This window comes from Pseudomonas sp. NY15372 (assembly GCF_048068215.1).
In the GTDB taxonomy this organism is placed as follows: Bacteria; Pseudomonadota; Gammaproteobacteria; order Pseudomonadales; family Pseudomonadaceae; genus Aquipseudomonas; species Aquipseudomonas guariconensis_A.
The window spans coordinates 17,991-30,839 of sequence record NZ_JBLUPY010000020.1 but is presented as its reverse complement, the minus strand read 5'-3'; the positions used below and the strand labels follow the sequence as shown (position 1 = coordinate 30,839).

14 protein-coding genes are annotated in these 12,849 nt (G+C 62.5%); 12 read left to right on the top strand and 2 right to left on the bottom strand.

The window, feature by feature from the left end; all coding sequences use genetic code 11:
• The first annotated feature begins 3 nt into the window (after positions 1 to 3).
• The 4 genes from kdsA (at position 4) to ispD (ending at position 3,434) form a co-directional block, all read left to right on the top strand.
• Positions 4 to 849 (top strand): 3-deoxy-8-phosphooctulonate synthase, encoded by an 846-nt coding sequence (gene kdsA / locus ACNFG0_RS15025; RefSeq protein WP_196144854.1) that lies wholly within the window; start codon positions 4 to 6, stop codon positions 847 to 849.
• A 152-nt stretch (positions 850 to 1,001) separates the two neighbouring features.
• Entirely contained in the window at positions 1,002 to 2,291 is a 1,290-nt protein-coding gene (gene eno, locus ACNFG0_RS15020; RefSeq protein ID WP_196144855.1) for a phosphopyruvate hydratase, read from the top strand.
• A 157-nt stretch (positions 2,292 to 2,448) separates the two neighbouring features.
• A complete protein-coding gene (ftsB, locus tag ACNFG0_RS15015; RefSeq protein WP_043208829.1) occupies positions 2,449 to 2,730 on the top strand; it encodes a cell division protein FtsB in 282 nt (93 codons plus the stop codon).
• On the top strand, positions 2,727 to 3,434 hold the full coding sequence (ispD, locus tag ACNFG0_RS15010) for a 2-C-methyl-D-erythritol 4-phosphate cytidylyltransferase (protein WP_416765444.1): 708 nt from the start codon (positions 2,727 to 2,729) through the stop codon (positions 3,432 to 3,434). The genes ftsB and ispD overlap by 4 nt, the downstream gene beginning before the upstream one ends.
• Before the next feature lie 118 nt (positions 3,435 to 3,552).
• Here ispD and ACNFG0_RS15005 read toward each other — a convergent pair whose 3' ends face one another.
• The gene (locus ACNFG0_RS15005; RefSeq protein WP_196156008.1) at positions 3,553 to 4,449 is read right to left on the bottom strand and encodes a LysR substrate-binding domain-containing protein; all 897 of its coding nucleotides are present in this window, start codon (positions 4,447 to 4,449) and stop codon (positions 3,553 to 3,555) included.
• A 108-nt stretch (positions 4,450 to 4,557) separates the two neighbouring features.
• On the opposite strand from ACNFG0_RS15005, the gene ACNFG0_RS15000 reads away from it, so the two are divergent.
• The 8 genes from ACNFG0_RS15000 (at position 4,558) to rpoS (ending at position 11,787) form a co-directional block, all read left to right on the top strand.
• A complete protein-coding gene (locus ACNFG0_RS15000; protein WP_016712915.1) occupies positions 4,558 to 5,670 on the top strand; it encodes an S-(hydroxymethyl)glutathione dehydrogenase/class III alcohol dehydrogenase in 1,113 nt (370 codons plus the stop codon).
• Positions 5,671 to 5,678: 8 nt separating this feature from the next.
• A complete protein-coding gene (gene fghA, locus ACNFG0_RS14995) occupies positions 5,679 to 6,533 on the top strand; it encodes an S-formylglutathione hydrolase (RefSeq protein ID WP_196144858.1) in 855 nt (284 codons plus the stop codon).
• Between the two features lie 156 nt (positions 6,534 to 6,689).
• A complete protein-coding gene (gene ispF / locus ACNFG0_RS14990) occupies positions 6,690 to 7,163 on the top strand; it encodes a 2-C-methyl-D-erythritol 2,4-cyclodiphosphate synthase (protein WP_196156009.1) in 474 nt (157 codons plus the stop codon).
• Positions 7,160 to 8,218 carry a tRNA pseudouridine(13) synthase TruD gene (truD, locus tag ACNFG0_RS14985; protein WP_416765442.1) on the top strand — a complete coding sequence of 353 codons (1,059 nt, stop codon included), beginning with the start codon at positions 7,160 to 7,162 and terminating at the stop codon, positions 8,216 to 8,218. The genes ispF and truD overlap by 4 nt, the downstream gene beginning before the upstream one ends.
• Positions 8,206 to 8,955, top strand: coding sequence for a 5'/3'-nucleotidase SurE (surE, locus tag ACNFG0_RS14980; RefSeq protein ID WP_084854406.1), 750 nt, complete (start codon positions 8,206 to 8,208; stop codon positions 8,953 to 8,955). The genes truD and surE overlap by 13 nt, the downstream gene beginning before the upstream one ends.
• 38 nt (positions 8,956 to 8,993) lie before the next feature.
• The gene (locus ACNFG0_RS14975; RefSeq protein WP_196144928.1) at positions 8,994 to 9,632 is read left to right on the top strand and encodes a protein-L-isoaspartate(D-aspartate) O-methyltransferase; all 639 of its coding nucleotides are present in this window, start codon (positions 8,994 to 8,996) and stop codon (positions 9,630 to 9,632) included.
• Positions 9,633 to 9,816: 184 nt separating this feature from the next.
• Positions 9,817 to 10,671 (top strand): peptidoglycan DD-metalloendopeptidase family protein, encoded by an 855-nt coding sequence (locus tag ACNFG0_RS14970; RefSeq protein WP_196144861.1) that lies wholly within the window; start codon positions 9,817 to 9,819, stop codon positions 10,669 to 10,671.
• 108 nt (positions 10,672 to 10,779) lie between these two features.
• Positions 10,780 to 11,787, top strand: a complete 1,008-nt coding sequence (rpoS, locus tag ACNFG0_RS14965) for an RNA polymerase sigma factor RpoS (RefSeq protein WP_196144862.1) — start codon at positions 10,780 to 10,782, stop codon at positions 11,785 to 11,787.
• Positions 11,788 to 12,439: 652 nt separating this feature from the next.
• Here the strand turns inward: rpoS and fdxA are convergent.
• On the bottom strand, positions 12,440 to 12,763 hold the full coding sequence (fdxA, locus tag ACNFG0_RS14960; protein WP_054891051.1) for a ferredoxin FdxA: 324 nt from the start codon (positions 12,761 to 12,763) through the stop codon (positions 12,440 to 12,442).
• Positions 12,764 to 12,849 lie beyond the last annotated feature (86 nt).

Here is a 12,849-nt window from a genome sequence, read left to right as displayed (position 1 = left end):
TCCATGACCCAGAAGATCATTCGCGTCGGTAACATCGAGATCGCCAACGACAAGCCGTTCGTCCTGTTCGGCGGCATGAACGTCCTGGAGTCCCGTGACCTGGCTCTGAAGGTCTGCGAAGAGTACGTGCGGGTGACCGAGAAGCTCGGTATCCCGTATGTGTTCAAGGCCAGCTTCGACAAGGCCAACCGTTCGTCGGTTACTTCGTACCGTGGCCCAGGCATGGAAGAAGGGCTGAAGATCTTCGAGGAGATCAAGCGTACCTTCAACGTGCCGGTGATCACCGACGTGCACGAGCCCTACCAGTGCGAACCGGTCGCGAAAGTGTGCGACATCATCCAGCTGCCGGCCTTCCTGTCGCGCCAGACCGACCTGGTGGTGGCGATGGCCAAGACTGGCGCGGTGATCAACATCAAGAAGGCGCAGTTCCTCGCGCCTCACGAGATGAAACACATCCTCGCCAAGTGCGTCGAGGCCGGCAACGACCAGTTGATCCTCTGCGAGCGCGGTTCGAGCTTCGGCTACAACAACCTGGTGGTGGATATGCTCGGCTTCGGCATCATGAAGCAGTTCGAGTACCCGGTGTTCTTCGACGTGACCCACTCGTTGCAGATGCCGGGCGGTCGCTCCGACTCGGCCGGCGGTCGCCGCGCCCAGGTTACAGACCTGGCCAAGGCCGGCATGAGCCAAGGCCTGGCCGGGCTGTTCCTGGAAGCCCACCCGGACCCGGACAACGCCAAGTGCGACGGCCCATGCGCCTTGCGCCTGGACAAGCTGGAGCCGTTCCTCAGCCAGCTCAAGCAGCTGGATGACCTGGTGAAAAGTTTTCCGACGGTAGAAACCGCGTAAAGCTCATTTCTCGGGTAAAGTACCGCCCGTTCCACCCCTGACCTTTCGGTCAGGGGCTCCCTTCGCCAGGCCTGCCCGTGCCATGTCGCCTGGTGAACGGCAAGAATTCCCAAAGCTGCGTTGTTTTCGTCAATTCTGGAGTGCTTACAACAATGGCAAAGATCGTCGACATCAAAGGTCGTGAAGTTCTCGATTCGCGTGGCAACCCCACCGTGGAAGCCGATGTACTGCTCGACAACGGCATCATCGGCAGCGCTTGCGCGCCGTCGGGTGCTTCCACTGGCTCGCGCGAAGCGCTGGAGCTGCGTGATGGCGACAAGAGCCGTTACCTGGGCAAGGGCGTGCTGAAGGCCGTCGCCAACATCAACGGCCCGATCCGCGACCTGCTGCTGGGCAAGGACCCAGCAGACCAGAAGGCCCTGGACCGTGCCATGATCGAACTGGACGGTACCGAGAACAAGGCCAAGCTGGGCGCCAACGCCATCCTGGCTGTCTCCCTGGCTGCTGCCAAGGCCGCCGCCCAGGACCAGGACCTGCCGCTGTACGCACACATCGCCAACCTCAACGGCACCCCGGGCCAGTACTCCATGCCGGTGCCGATGATGAACATCATCAACGGCGGCGAGCACGCCGACAACAACGTCGACATCCAGGAGTTCATGGTCCAGCCGGTTGGCGCCAAGACCTTCTCCGACGCCCTGCGCATGGGCACCGAGATCTTCCATCACCTCAAAGGTGTGCTCAAGGCCCGTGGCCTGAACACCGCCGTGGGTGACGAAGGTGGCTTCGCCCCGAACCTGGCCTCCAACGAAGACGCCCTGGGCGCCATCGCCGAGGCCGTCGAGAAGGCCGGCTACAAGCTGGGCACCGATGTGACCCTGGCGCTGGATTGCGCGGCTTCCGAGTTCTATGAAGGCGGCAAGTACAACCTGTCCGGTGAAGGCAAGTCGTTCGACGCCGAAGGTTTCGCCGAGTACCTGAAGGGCCTGACTGAGCGCTTCCCGATCATCTCGATCGAAGATGGCTTGGACGAGTCCGACTGGGCGGGCTGGAAGATCCTTACCGACAAGATCGGCGCCAAGGTCCAGCTGGTCGGTGACGACCTGTTCGTGACCAACACCAAGATCCTCAAGGAAGGCATCGAGAAGGGCATCGGTAACTCGATCCTGATCAAGTTCAACCAGATCGGCTCGCTGACCGAGACCCTGGAAGCCATCCAGATGGCCAAGGCCGCTGGCTACACCGCAGTGATCTCGCACCGCTCCGGTGAAACCGAAGATTCCACCATCGCCGACCTGGCCGTGGGTACCGCTGCCGGCCAGATCAAGACCGGTTCGCTGTGCCGTTCCGACCGCGTCTCCAAGTACAACCAGCTGCTGCGTATCGAAGAGCAGCTGGGTGCCAAGGCGGTGTACCGCGGCCGTGCCGAGTTTCGCGGCTGAGCAAGAGATGGTAAAAAGGCAGCAGCCGAGGCCGTCTGAACGTTCGTACTGAACTGCCAGACGCTTCTTACGGGTTTCTGTCGACGAAGCCTGGCCTCGGCCAGGCTTCGTGCTATCGGAAGCCCGCAGCGGCGGCCTTTTACCTCTGGATACTTTGATGCGCAGTCCCTATTGGTTGTTTCTCGTCCTGCTCCTGCTGCTCGGTGGCCTGCAGTATCGCCTCTGGGTGGGCAATGGCAGCCTGGCGCAAGTGGCCGAGCTCAAGCAGCAGATCGCCGAACAGCATGCGGAAAACGAGCGGCTGCTCGAGCGTAACCGTGTGCTGGATGCCGAAGTCCTGGAGTTGAAAAAAGGTATGGAGACCGTGGAAGAGCGGGCTCGTCATGAACTGGGGATGGTCAAGGAGGGCGAAACCCTCTACCAGTTGCCGCAAAAATGACACAGATGCTACCGGCCTTCTGGGCCGTGATTCCTGCCGCGGGCGTTGGCGCCCGCATGGCTGCCGATCGTCCCAAGCAATACCTGCAGTTGGGCGGGCAGACCCTCCTCGAGCACAGCCTCGACTGTTTCCTCGACCACCCCACGCTCAAGGGCGTGGTGGTCAGCATTGCCGCCGATGATCCGTACTGGCCTGGCCTGCGTTGCGCCAGCGACCCGCGCATCCAGCGGGCTGCCGGTGGCCGTGAGCGTGCCGACTCGGTGCTCAATGCCTTGTTGCTGCTGCACGCCCAGGGCGCGGCCGACGATGATTGGGTGTTGGTGCATGACGCAGCACGGCCGAACCTGGCGCGCAGCGACCTGGATCGGTTGCTGTCGGAATTGGCCGATGACCCTGTCGGCGGCCTGCTTGCGGTGCCGGCGCGCGACACCCTCAAGCGCGCCGATGCCCACGGGCGAGTCAGCGCCACGGTGGACCGCAGTACGATCTGGCAGGCCTACACGCCGCAGATGTTCCGCCTCGGCGCATTGCACCGGGCCCTGGCGGAATGCCTGGTATCGGATGTGCTGGTCACCGACGAAGCGTCTGCCATCGAGTGGTCGGGGCAGGCGCCGCGGTTGATCGAGGGGCGTAGTGACAATATCAAGGTCACTCGGCCTGAAGATCTGGAATGGTTGCGCCAGCGCTGGGTGGGTAGGCGCTGAAGTTGTTGGGACCGCTGTGCGGTCCTTTCGCGGCAGGCCGCTGCTACAGGCGAACGTGAAACTCCTGTAGGAACGGCCTGGTGCCGCGAAAGGGCCGCGCAGCGGCTCCAGCGAACCATCAGGCCAACCGGTACTCCGGCAACCCCGCCAACCCTTCTTTCAGGTAATCCACCAAGCGCCGCACCTTAGGCGACAAATGCCGCTGCTGTGGGTACAGCGCCCACACAGCCGTGTTTGGCGGCTGGTGCGCCTCCAGCAACGACACCAGCGCGCCACTGTGTAGATGCTCGAGCACGTAATAGTCCGGCAGCTGGCACAACCCCATCCCCAGCAACGCCGCATCCAGCACGGCCTGCCCGCTGTTGCACCGCCAGTTGCCCTGCACGCGCTGGCTCAGTTCCCGCCCGTCCTGCTGCAACATCCACACATCCGAGCTGCCGACCAGACAGTTGTGCCGCGCCAGTTCCGACAGGCTATGTGGCCGGCCGTAACGCTCCAGGTAGGCGGGTGATGCGCACAGGTACATGCGCCGCGGGGCCAGACGGGTGGCGACCAGGCGAGAGTCCTGCAAGCGTCCGAGGCGTATCGCCAGGTCCATGCCTTCATGCACCAGGTCCAATGTGCGGTTGCTCAGTTCCACCTCCACCCTGAGCTGCGGGTACAACGTCATGAAACGAGTCACCAGGGGCACGATGAAGCGTTCGCCGTAGGCCACCGCGCAGGTCATGCGCAGCAGCCCCTTGGGCTCGCTGGCCAGGTCGCCCATGGCGCGTAGTGCTTCTTCGCGGCCATCCTGCAGGCGTTGGCAATGCTGCAGGAAGGTCTGCCCGGCTTCGCTGAGGGTCACCCGGCGGGTGCTGCGGTACAGCAGCGGCGTCTGCAGGCGCTCTTCGAGGCGGGCGATCTGTCGGCTGATGTGGGAGGAGGAAACACCCAGGCGTTCGGCGGCAGCGGTGAACTGGCCGGTTTCGGCCACCGCGACGAATTCGTCGATACCTTCCCAGCGACTGCTCATTGATTATCCCTGTACGGCAATAATGTTTTTACTTCTGCCTGATTATTCATCAAAAGCCGGTGAATTACACTGCCGGACAGAATCGATCCCCTTATCTGGAGACCTTTGATGATCAAGTCCCGCGCTGCCGTTGCCTTCGAGGCCAAGAAACCCCTGGAAATCGTCGAAGTCGACGTGGCCATGCCCAAAGCCGGTGAGGTGCTGCTGCGCGTGGTCGCCAGCGGTGTTTGCCACACCGACGCCTACACCCTGTCCGGCGCCGACCCGGAAGGCATCTTCCCGTCGATCCTCGGCCATGAAGGTGGCGCTATCGTCGAAGCGGTAGGCGAGGGCGTGACCTCGGTGGCCGTGGGCGACCACGTGATCCCGCTGTACACCCCAGAGTGCGGCAAGTGCAAGTTCTGCCTCTCGGGCAAGACCAACCTGTGCCAGGCCATCCGCGCCACCCAGGGCAAGGGCCTGATGCCCGACGGCACCACCCGCTTCTCGTACAAGGGCCAGCAGCTGTTCCACTACATGGGCACCTCGACCTTCTCCGAGTACACCGTGCTGCCTGAAATCTCCGTGGCCAAGATCCAGAAGGAAGCACCGCTGGAGAAGGTGTGCCTGCTCGGGTGTGGCGTCACCACCGGTATCGGTGCGGTGCTCAACACCGCCAAGGTCAAGCCGGGTGACACCGTGGCTATCTTCGGCCTGGGCGGCATCGGCCTGTCCGCCGTGATCGGCGCGGTGAAGGCCAAGGCCTCGCGCATCATCGCCATCGACATCAACCCGGCCAAGTTCGAGATCGCTCGCCAACTGGGCGCCACCGACTGCATCAACCCGAAAGACTACGATCGCCCGATCCAGGAAGTGATCGTCGACCTCACCGACGGTGGTGTGGACTTCTCCTTCGAGTGCATCGGCAACGTGCAACTGATGCGCGCCGCGCTGGAATGCTGCCACAAGGGCTGGGGCGAGTCGGTGATCATCGGTGTGGCCGGTGCCGGCCAGGAAATCGCCACCCGTCCGTTCCAACTGGTCACCGGCCGTGTATGGCGCGGCTCGGCCTTCGGTGGCGTACGCGGCCGCAGCGAACTGCCAAGCTACGTGGAAATGTCCGAGAAGGGCGAGATTCCGCTGGACACCTTCATCACCCACACCATGGGCCTGGAGGACATCAACAAAGCCTTCGACCTGATGCATGAAGGCAAGAGCATCCGCAGCGTGATCCACTTCTGAGGTCCGTCATGAGCCTGGAAAACATCTCTTGCCAGAAGAGCTTCGGCGGCTGGCACAAGCGCTACCGGCACCACTCCAAGGTGCTGGGCTGCGACATGGTGTTCGCCGTGTACCTGCCACCGCAGGCCGAGCAGGGTGAAAAGCTGCCGGTGCTGTACTGGCTCAGCGGCCTGACCTGCACCGACGAGAACTTCATGCAGAAGGCCGGCGCCCAGCGCCTGGCCGCCGAGCTTGGCCTGATCATCGTCGCCCCGGACACCAGCCCGCGCGGCGAGCAGGTACCGGGCGACCCGGATGGCGCCTGGGACTTCGGCCTGGGCGCCGGGTTCTACCTCAACGCCACCCAGCAGCCCTGGGCCCAGCACTACCGCATGCATGACTATGTAGTGGATGAACTGCCCGCCTTGGTGGAGGCCCACTTCCCGGCCTCCGATCAGCGCAGCATCAGCGGGCACTCCATGGGTGGCCACGGTGCGCTGGTCTGTGCCTTGCGCAACCCGGGCCGGTACCGCTCGGTGTCGGCGTTCTCGCCGATCAGCAACCCGATGGATTGCCCGTGGGGCGAAAAGGCGTTTTCCCGTTACCTGGGTGACGACCGTGCGCGCTGGCGCGAGTGGGATGCCAGCGTGCTGCTCGCCGAGACGCCTGTCGGGCAGTGCCCGCCGCTGTTGGTGGACCAGGGCGATCGGGATGACTTCCTGGAGAAGCAGCTCAAGCCCGAAGCCTTGGAGCAGGCAGCACGCAAGGGCGGCCATGAGCTGACCTTGCGCCTGCAACCGGGCTATGACCACAGCTACTACTTCATCGCCAGCTTCATCGATGAGCACCTGCGTCATCACGCGGTGGCGCTGGGGCGGGTGTGAGGATTTAATGTAGCATTTTCAGCGCCTGCGAGATCGAGCGCCGCCCGCGCGGCGCTCGATCTCGCAGGCGCAAAAAATGTCGTGGCGATCACCTCCAGCCCCAATGTCAGCTAAAGCAGGTAGAATCCCGCCCTGACTCAATCAGGGCTTTTTCCTATGCGTATTGGCCACGGCTACGATGTGCACCGTTTCTGCGACGGTGATTTCATTACCCTGGGCGGGGTGCGTATCCCCCACAAATACGGCCTGTTGGCCCATTCCGATGGTGACGTGCTGCTGCACGCCCTGAGCGATGCCTTGCTCGGCGCCGCGGCGCTGGGTGACATCGGCAAGCATTTCCCCGATACCGACCCCCAGTTCAAGGGGGCCGACAGCCGCGTGCTGTTGCGCCACGTGGTCGGTATCGTCCAGGCCAAGGGCTGGAAGGTCGGCAACGTCGACGCCACCATCGTGGCCCAGGCACCGAAGATGGCGCCGCACATCGAGGCCATGCGCCAGCGGGTCGCCGAAGACCTGCAGGTCGGGCTCGACCAGGTCAACGTCAAGGCGACCACCACCGAGAAGCTGGGCTTCACTGGCCGTGAGGAGGGCATCGCCGTGCATGCGGTCGCCCTGTTGCTGCCGGCATGACCGAACTGGAACTGTTGGGCCCGAGGGCGTCGGGCGAGCCCCTCGGCCAGGCTGTATTGAAAGCCGTCGCCGAAGATTTCCAGGTCGATGAAGTACTGGACATTCCACTTTCCGGTCAAGGCGAGCACCTCTGGCTATGGGTCGAAAAGCGTGACCTGAACACCGAAGAGGCCGCCCGTCGCCTGGCCCGTGCTGCAGGCGTGCCGGTGCGTGCCATCAGCTATGCAGGGCTCAAGGATCGTCAGGCCCTGACCCGCCAATGGTTCAGCCTGCACCTGCCGGGCAAGGCCGACCCCGATCTGTCGCGCGCTGAAGACGCCAACCTGAGCGTGCTCAAGCAGGTGCGACACCAGCGCAAGCTGCAGCGCGGCGCCCATTCGGCCAATGGCTTCACCTTGCGTCTTACCGCCCTGCGTGCCGACCATGACGCCCTCGACGCGCGCCTGGCCCTGCTGAAAGCCCAGGGCGTGCCGAACTACTTTGGCAGCCAGCGTTTCGGCCATGCCGGCGGCAATGTGCATGATGCGCAGGACTGGGCGGCCCGCAAGGCATTGCCCGAGCAGCGCAATGTTCGTTCGCGGCTGTTGTCGGCCGGGCGCAGCTACCTGTTCAACCAGGTACTGGCTACCAGGGTCGCCGAGGGTACCTGGAACAAGGCGCAGGTCGGGGACCTGTTGGCCTTCACGGACAGTCGTAGCTTTTTTCCTGCTGGCGACAAGGAAATTTCTGATCCTCGTTTGTCGATTCTCGACTTGCATCCTACTGGCCCGTTGTGGGGCGAAGGCCCTACGCCGGCCTGCGGCCCAGTATTCACGCTGGAATCAGGCGTCGGTGAACAGCACGTGGCGCTGTGCCAGTGGCTGGCGCAAGCGGGCATGAGTCACGAACGGCGTATCCTGCGGCTCCCTATTGGCGAGCTGACGTGGCATTATCCCGAGCCTGATATCCTGCAACTGGAATTCGTCCTTCCGGCCGGATGCTTCGCCACCGTGGTGGTGCGCGAGCTCGTCGATCTGGTGCCGGCAGGGCAGACGGACAGCCCATGCGTATTCTGATTTCGAATGACGACGGTGTTACCGCACCCGGCCTCGCCGCGCTGCATGCTGCGCTGGTGGATCACGCCGAGTGCGTGGTGATTGCCCCGGATCAAGACAAGAGCGGCGCCAGCAGTTCGCTGACGCTGGACCGGCCACTGCACCCGCAGACCCTGGCCAATGGCTTCATCAGCCTCAACGGCACGCCGACCGACTGCGTGCACCTGGGGCTCAACGGCCTGTTGCCGGAAACGCCTGACATGGTCGTGTCCGGCATCAACCTGGGCGCCAACCTGGGGGACGACGTGCTGTATTCCGGTACCGTCGCCGCGGCACTGGAGGGGCGCTTCTTGGGCGGCACCTCGCTTGCCTTCTCGTTGCTGTCGCGCCAGCCGGACAACCTACCCACCGCCGCCTATATCGCGCGGCGCCTGGTGGAGGCCCAGTCACGCTTGGAGCTGCCGCCGCGCACGGTGCTCAACGTCAATATCCCCAACCTCCCGCTCGAGCATATCCGGGGCATTCAGCTGACCCGCCTCGGCCACCGCGCGCGCGCCGCCGCGCCGACCAAGGTGGTCAACCCACGGGGCAAGGAAGGCTATTGGATCGCCGTGGCCGGCGATGCCGAAGACGGTGGGCCGGGTACCGACTTCCATGCGGTGATGCAGGGCTATGTGTCGATCACCCCGCTGCAGCTGGACCGCACCTTCAATGATGCCTTCGAACGTCTCGACGGTTGGCTGGAGGGCCTGCTCTGATGCGTGAACAGGACGATATGCTGCGCCGCGGTATCGGCATGACTTCCCAGCGGACCCGGGAGCGGCTGATCCAGCGCTTGTACGAGGAAGGCGTCTCGAACACGCAGGTGCTCGAGGTCATCCGACGTACCCCGCGCCACCTGTTCGTCGACGAGGCCCTGGCGCACCGGGCCTACGAAGACACGGCACTGCCGATCGGGCACAACCAGACCATCTCCCAGCCGTTCATGGTCGCCCACATGAGCGAGCTGCTGCTCGAGGCCGGGCCGCTGGACAAGGTCCTGGAGATCGGTACCGGCTCGGGCTACCAGACGGCGGTCCTGGCGCAGTTGGTGGAGCGGGTGTTCTCGGTGGAGCGGATCAAGGTCCTGCAGGACAGGGCCAAGGAGCGCCTGGTCGAGCTCAACCTGCGCAACGTGGTGTTCCGTTGGGGGGACGGCTGCGAGGGTTGGCCGGCGCTCGCCCCTTACAACGGCATCATCGTCACTGCCGTGGCCCCGGAAGTGCCCCAGGCGCTGCTGGACCAGCTGGCGCCCGGGGGGCGCATGGTGATCCCGGTAGGGCCTGCCGGCGAAGCGCAGCAATTGATGCTGATCGTGCGCGAGGAACATGGGTTCTCCCGTCGGGTGCTGGGTAACGTGCGCTTCGTGCCACTGCTCAACGGCCCGCTGGCCTGAGGGCGCACGGAATATTTACGGCATCGACGAATTCTTCTGCCGCGCCCCTGTCTATCGTGCGGGGTTTCGCCAGTCTTGTCGTGGCACCTGAGCCGGCACCCCAAGGCGTGTCGGCTCGTTTATAATTGCAACAATATTGCATTTCGTATCGTCATATCGTTTCGGCACCATGAGGGGAGCGCGGGTGGGGCACACAATCATGCGGCAACGCAAGGATCAGTCGTTTTTCAGGCTACTGGTGATTGCCCTGGCCATGGCCACATCGCTGGCTGGTTGCTCCAGCACCAGTTCCAACAATGCGCGCGTGGTCGATCGCAACAATACGGTGCCCAAGCGCCCCACCGTGACGTCCGGGCAATATGTGGTCAAGCCCGGCGACACCCTGTACTCCATCGCCTTCCGCTACGGCTGGGACTACAAGGAGCTGGCCGCGCGCAACAACATCGCCGCGCCCTATACCATTCGCCCCGGCCAGGCCATCCGCTTCAGCAGTGGTTCAACTGGCACGACACGAGTGGTATCGAGCCCTTCCTCGTCCAGCAGGACCACCGTTACTCGCCGCCCGGTAGGCACCCCGGCCACGCCGCCTGCGAACAATCGGCCTGCCACGTCGGCCCCCGCGACGCCGGCACCTGTGGTTACCCAGGTGCCTGCTGCAGAGCGCTCGGTGGGTGGATGGACCTGGCCGGCCAATGGCGTCCTGATTGGAAAATTCGCTTCAAACGGTAGTTTGAATAAAGGCATTGATATCGCCGGTAATTTGGGACAGCCTGTTTTTGCTGCGTCTGGTGGTTCAGTGGTGTACGCCGGGAGTGGCTTGAGGGGCTACGGCGAGCTGATCATCATCAAGCACAGCGATACCTACGTCAGTGCCTACGGTCATAACCGCAGGCTTTTGGTTCGGGAGGGACAGCAGGTCAAGGCAGGGCAGACGATCGCTGAAATGGGGTCAACGGGCACTGATCGGGTGAAGCTGCATTTCGAGATTCGCCGTCAGGGCAAACCCGTCGATCCGCTCCAGTTCCTGCCACGTCGTTGATCTTTGCCCCGGCCTGTTCCCGCTGACGTAGAGGGGACAGGCTCCAGCGCTGCCAGGGAAACAGGTGCCGCTCGAGCCTGAGTTCGAACTCAGCAAAGGACTATAACAATGGCTCTCAGCAAAGAAGTGCCGGAGTTTGACATCGACGATGACCTCCTTCTGATGGAGACGGGCATCGTTTTGGAAACGGATGTGGTGTCAGACGAACCTGCTGTACCTTCGGTTCGGACCAGGGCTAAACAAGGCTCATCGCTCAAGCAACACAAATACATCGATTACAGCCGGGCGCTCGATGCCACCCAGCTGTATCTCAACGAGATCGGTTTCTCCCCGCTGCTTTCTCCCGAAGAGGAAGTGCACTATGCGCGCCTGTCGCAGAAAGGGGACCCGGCCGGTCGCAAGCGCATGATCGAGAGCAACTTGCGCTTGGTGGTCAAGATCGCTCGTCGTTACGTCAACCGTGGCCTGTCGCTGCTCGACTTGATCGAGGAGGGCAACTTGGGGTTGATCCGCGCAGTGGAGAAATTCGACCCGGAGCGTGGTTTCCGCTTCTCGACCTACGCCACTTGGTGGATCCGCCAGACCATCGAGCGGGCGATCATGAACCAGACCCGCACCATTCGCCTGCCGATCCACGTGGTGAAGGAACTCAACGTCTACCTGCGCGCCGCACGGGAGCTGACCCAAAAGCTCGACCACGAGCCTTCTCCGGAAGAAATCGCCAACCTGTTGGAAAAACCGGTCGCGGAGGTCAAGCGCATGCTTGGGCTCAACGAACGGGTTTCCTCGGTGGACGTCTCGCTCGGTCCAGACTCCGACAAGACCCTGCTCGACACCCTGACGGACGATCGCCCTACCGACCCTTGCGAGTTGCTGCAGGATGATGACCTTTCCCAGAGCATCGACCAGTGGCTGGGCGAGCTGACCGACAAGCAGCGCGAAGTGGTGGTACGCCGCTTCGGGCTACGCGGGCATGAGAGCAGCACCTTGGAGGATGTTGGCCTGGAAATCGGACTGACCCGTGAGCGGGTGCGGCAGATCCAGGTCGAGGGGCTCAAGCGCCTGCGCGAGATCCTCGAGAAGAATGGGCTCTCCAGCGAGTCCCTGTTCCAGTAAGCGCAGCTGCTTCGACAAACGCCCCGACGACCTCGGGGCGTTTTTGTTTGTAAGCACCCATGTTTATTCCGCTACCGTTGTGGCATTGCTTGTAAGCGTTTACTTACTTGTTGTGTAGGAATTTCCTGTAGGGATCAGTAAATCATTGTCGTTTCCATCCCATCGATAATCCTAACTTTATGATAGTTAAGACTTTTTTAGATATGAAAATGTGTGTCCACTGAATTGTTTTGAGAGGTTTGACGCTTGCTCGCCAAACTGGAATGGCTAGTATTCGAACTGTGTCGACGGACTGACACAGGCTTTCAAGGATGAAGGTCAGGGACATCGCAAGACGCGATTCATCAGGACGATGATTGGGACAAGCAGGGACTACGGAAAAAATGTGGGCGGGTCAAACCGCCCCTTTTTTTTGCCTGTAGAAAAGTCGAATGCCCCACGCCACCTTGTAGGAGCGGCCTTGTGCCGCGATCAGCTGCGCAGCAGGCGTTCAAGCCTGCGCGCACGATTTACCTGGTGTATCGAGGTCGCTGATTTTACCGCTGCTACGCAGCCGATCGCGGCACAAGGCCGCTCCTACAAGGGTGAGGCCTGCCACGTGATTCGCAGGCAATAAAAAAGGCCCTTTCGGGCCTTCTTCAGGTTCGGACGCTTAGCGTTCCAGATCCGCAATCTTGCCAGGCTTACCATCCCACTCTTCGGCGTCGGGCAGCGGGTCCTTGCGCTCGGTGATGTTCGGCCAGATCTCCGCCAGTTCTGCGTTCAGCTCGAGGAAGTTCTCCATGCCCGCAGGCACTTCGTCTTCCGAGAAGATGGCTTGGGCTGGGCATTCCGGCTCACACAGGGCGCAGTCGATGCACTCGTCCGGGTGAATCACCAGGAAGTTCGGGCCTTCGTAGAAGCAGTCCACCGGACAGACTTCCACGCAGTCGGTGTATTTGCATTTGATGCAGTTGTCGGTGACGACGAAGGTCATTTCTAGTTCTCTCCTCAGGCGACGGCGGCGGCCCTTCCTCTAACGGGCCGCGCGGTTTACAGGCAGTTGGCTGCAGGCCAGGCTAA

Excerpts from the sequence above, each read along its gene's own strand:
- ftsB (WP_043208829.1), top strand. The coding sequence starts at position 2,449 with ATGCGCAGTCCCTATTGGTTGTTTCTCGTCCTGCTCCTGCTGCTCGGT.
- kdsA (WP_196144854.1), top strand. The coding sequence starts at position 4 with ATGACCCAGAAGATCATTCGCGTCGGTAACATCGAGATCGCCAACGAC.
- ACNFG0_RS14975 (WP_196144928.1), top strand. The coding sequence starts at position 8,994 with ATGACTTCCCAGCGGACCCGGGAGCGGCTGATCCAGCGCTTGTACGAG.
- ispF (WP_196156009.1), top strand. The coding sequence starts at position 6,690 with ATGCGTATTGGCCACGGCTACGATGTGCACCGTTTCTGCGACGGTGAT.
- fdxA (WP_054891051.1), bottom strand. The coding sequence starts at position 12,763 with ATGACCTTCGTCGTCACCGACAACTGCATCAAATGCAAATACACCGAC.
- eno (WP_196144855.1), top strand. The coding sequence starts at position 1,002 with ATGGCAAAGATCGTCGACATCAAAGGTCGTGAAGTTCTCGATTCGCGT.
- surE (WP_084854406.1), top strand. The coding sequence starts at position 8,206 with ATGCGTATTCTGATTTCGAATGACGACGGTGTTACCGCACCCGGCCTC.
- rpoS (WP_196144862.1), top strand. The coding sequence starts at position 10,780 with ATGGCTCTCAGCAAAGAAGTGCCGGAGTTTGACATCGACGATGACCTC.
- truD (WP_416765442.1), top strand. The coding sequence starts at position 7,160 with ATGACCGAACTGGAACTGTTGGGCCCGAGGGCGTCGGGCGAGCCCCTC.
- ispD (WP_416765444.1), top strand. The coding sequence starts at position 2,727 with ATGACACAGATGCTACCGGCCTTCTGGGCCGTGATTCCTGCCGCGGGC.
- fghA (WP_196144858.1), top strand. The coding sequence starts at position 5,679 with ATGAGCCTGGAAAACATCTCTTGCCAGAAGAGCTTCGGCGGCTGGCAC.
- ACNFG0_RS15000 (WP_016712915.1), top strand. The coding sequence starts at position 4,558 with ATGATCAAGTCCCGCGCTGCCGTTGCCTTCGAGGCCAAGAAACCCCTG.
- ACNFG0_RS15005 (WP_196156008.1), bottom strand. The coding sequence starts at position 4,449 with ATGAGCAGTCGCTGGGAAGGTATCGACGAATTCGTCGCGGTGGCCGAA.